The sequence below is a fragment of the Pseudomonas sp. 2957 genome (assembly GCF_031456345.1).
GTDB classification, from domain to species: Bacteria; Pseudomonadota; Gammaproteobacteria; order Pseudomonadales; family Pseudomonadaceae; genus Aquipseudomonas; species Aquipseudomonas siliginis.
The window spans coordinates 1-3,136 of record NZ_JAVDUL010000011.1; the positions used below are offsets into that span (position 1 = coordinate 1).

Consider the following 3,136-nt stretch of genomic DNA (forward strand, 5'->3'; position numbering starts at 1 on the left):
TGGCGGCGCGTGAAGGAGATTCACGAGTCGTTTAAATACAGCAACTCGGGGCTTGGCCCGGCTTCGCAGATGATTATTGCGATCGTGATGGCTGCGGTTGTTGGACCTGCGGCCCTGACAGCGTTGAGTGGGATGGGCACGTTCTGGGCCGCGACTTTCGCCGCTGTGGCTACCGGAGCGGCTACGAATGCTACGACTAGCTTCATCAATAACGGTGGGGATCTGGGCGCTGTTTTCGCTGACGTTACTTCATCCGATGCGCTGCAGGGCTATGTGGTTTCGGGGCTGACGGCCGGTTTGATGTCGCAGTATCTGAATGAATTGACCGGCGTGAAGTTTGATCCCAATGGCAAATATGCCGGACCGTCACTGGCCACGTGGGAAGGTGTGAGTAAATTCGCCGGCAGTCAGATTATTCAAGGCAGTACGTCTGCGCTTATCAGCAAGGCAGTGGGAGGCGATGCTGACCTTGGCAATTTGCTGCAAACCGCACTTTTCAACACCGTTGCAGCGTTCAGCTTCAACATGGTCGGTGACCTTACGACGGGTGTTGTGGATGATGGCTCTGCGACAAAAGTCATCATTCACGCGGCGGTTGGCGGACTGCTGTCCGAAATGACTGGTGGGGATTTCGCTACGGGCGCGTTGGCGGCTGGGGCGAATGAGGCCCTCGTTAAAGAAATGAACAATTGGTTTAAGGGCAACCCGGACCTATTGATCATGGGATCCCAAATTGTTGGGGTTCTTGCAGCTTCGACACAAGAAAATGTTGATGCAGAAACTTTGCAAAACGGCGCATGGATTACTGCTAACGCTACAAAATTTAACTATCAAGGACACTATGGTAAGTACCTTGAAAAGTATGAAACATGCAAAAACGACGCAACGGGTGTGGGCTGCTCATCAATTCTTAAACTGGCGGGCACTAATTCTCAGGTTCTTGGTAATTTCGTTCTGAATATGGATGTGGACTCCAAAATCGTCAGCTATACGTTGCTCGATGATTCAGGGAAGCCATGGATGATCATGGAACCTTTAGAGTACAAAGCTTATGTGGCATTGCCAGTGGCGATGCAGGATGCTTACAAAAACTCTGCGCAGTGGCAGTTCGACTTGTCTTCCACTTTGCTTTACGCAAAGGACGGACAAGAGGGCAAAGCAATAGAAAGCTACGAGATGATGCTGACCGATCCAGATTATTGGGGCGAGATGGCTCTCTCATTAATGCTCTCCTCGGCTGGCGGATCTGTACTTCAGGGTGTAAAGGGGGCTGCTGGTAGCTTGTTGAAGCTCGGCGAAACAAAAGTTATCAATAATGTAAGTATGACTCGTGTAGGGAGATGGATGTCCCCAGGTGAGCTATTACAGATGCAAGGTAACAACAGGGTCGTACAGGGCGCAGGAGGGCAAACTTTCATCTCAATTAACGGTGCGGCTGATTTTAAAGGGGCTGCATCTAAAGGGGCCGTGTATGTCGAATTTGATGTTCCAAGTAATGGTTTGTTGCAAGGTGGCAAGGAAGGCTGGTATAAAATGATTGGCCAAGATGCCAGTAAGTCTCAGCAGTATCTGTTGAAAAAGCAGGGCGGAGAACATCTGCCTGAAGTGAAAAATATAAAAATCTTAGATAGAAAGTGAGCGGGATATGGATTATTTTCAGTTTGAAAAAAAAATTATGCCTTTGCTCAAAGGCTACACTGTGAAAAGCTCAAAATTCGCAGGCGGAGATTTTGGTGACTTGGAACGAGTAGAGTTAGAAGGCTTTGGGAAACTGGCAACTGTTGAGTTTTGGTCTGAAGGTTGGACGGGTTTTGATATTTATGACTGCACTTGTGATGAGCAAGTCATGAATATTTTAATCTCTCCCGAGGAGGGGGAGCTCATCTCGAATGCGATTGAAGCGTTTGTAGGAAGGTTGAATGGCAAATAACAATAAATTTCTTTTGCCTAGTCAGTCGATTATTAAAGATGGAGGATAAATGGGACAGACCACGTTTAGAAAGTAATCCAAGAACGTGGTCTGTCGCCGGGAAAAATTTATTGTGCTGTTATCGGTACTTCGAAATGAATCCGGTAAGAGCGAAAATGGTAGTTCACCCAGCCGAATATCGCTGGCAAAGCTACCGTGTTAATGCACAATCAGAACGCTCGCACATTGTTACCCCTCATGCTCAATATTTGGCGTATGGAGGGCAGGGTGGGCAACCGACAAATGCTTACCGCGGGAGATAAAGGGGGACAGACCAACTTTCAATTCGCGTCGAGCGTATAACGCGATGGTGACCTGAAGCTCGATGCCGGTCGCGACACCCTTTACGACATGAAGGAGAAGGGCGGTTTCGGCAACCTGAAACTCCAGCGCGACGAAGTCACCCAGGTCACCCACGTCGGCAGCGAAATCAAGACCGGCGGCAACCTGTCTCTGGTCAGCCTGGGCGACCAGCATTACCAGGTGGCCAAACTCGACAGCGGCAAAGGCATCTCACGTGATGACATTCCAAATGTTGTAATGAGTGCTCTTGAACGTGGGAAAGTTGTCGGGACCAATGGTTCGGCTAATGTTTATCGCATCACGCATAATGGTGTTGAGCAAAACATCGCAGTTGGGGTTGGCTCAAACGGCTTCGTGGCTCGAGCTAATCCGGTCAGTTCTTGGAAACCATTGCCATGATCAGGTTAAGACTAACGAGTGAGTATTTGGCCGGGCCGATATTCTGCCCAGATCCGGATAGAATGGGGCACGTTGATATTGAAGATCTGCCCCTTTCTCCAGAGCTGAGGGTCAAAGTCAGTGAGTGGGACGGTGAGTATCAGTCGACGTTCAACAGCGACTACCCGCCCGATTCTTGTTTTGCAACGCCTGAGGCAGAGCTTCGGCATAAAGTAGAGGGGGAGGAGCTGGCCAAATCGATGCAGCAAGAACTAGGGAGCAGTTATATGGTTGAGTATTGCCCATAGTCGATAATTAGTCGGTGCAAAAGGAGTGTCGGGGTCCGCTCTGACGAGGGACGAATTGATTTCGGGAATGCCTTTAGGCACTAGAGATAAACGGGGACAGACCACCTTTCAATTCGCGTCGAGCTTATAAAGCGATGGTGACCTGAAGCTCGATGCCGGTCGCGACATCAACGTCGTC

General features: G+C 49.5%; 3 protein-coding genes. All 3 read left to right on the forward strand.

Going from position 1 to position 3,136, the window contains the following annotated elements:
* The coding region (locus tag J2Y39_RS26365; RefSeq protein ID WP_310220502.1) for a DUF637 domain-containing protein at positions 1 to 1,638 on the forward strand (1,638 nt) is incomplete at its 5' end.
* A 7-nt stretch (positions 1,639 to 1,645) separates the two neighbouring features.
* Positions 1,646 to 1,930 (forward strand): hypothetical protein, encoded by a 285-nt coding sequence (locus J2Y39_RS26370; RefSeq protein ID WP_252886356.1) that lies wholly within the window; start codon positions 1,646 to 1,648, stop codon positions 1,928 to 1,930.
* A gap of 390 nt (positions 1,931 to 2,320) precedes the next feature.
* A complete protein-coding gene (locus tag J2Y39_RS26375; RefSeq protein WP_310220504.1) occupies positions 2,321 to 2,671 on the forward strand; it encodes a hypothetical protein in 351 nt (116 codons plus the stop codon).
* The last annotated feature ends 465 nt before the right edge of the window (positions 2,672 to 3,136 follow it).

Bases quoted from the DNA above. Each gene is read 5' to 3' on its own strand.
- J2Y39_RS26370 (WP_252886356.1), top strand. From the start codon at position 1,646: ATGGATTATTTTCAGTTTGAAAAAAAAATTATGCCTTTGCTCAAAGGC.
- J2Y39_RS26375 (WP_310220504.1), top strand. From the start codon at position 2,321: ATGAAGGAGAAGGGCGGTTTCGGCAACCTGAAACTCCAGCGCGACGAA.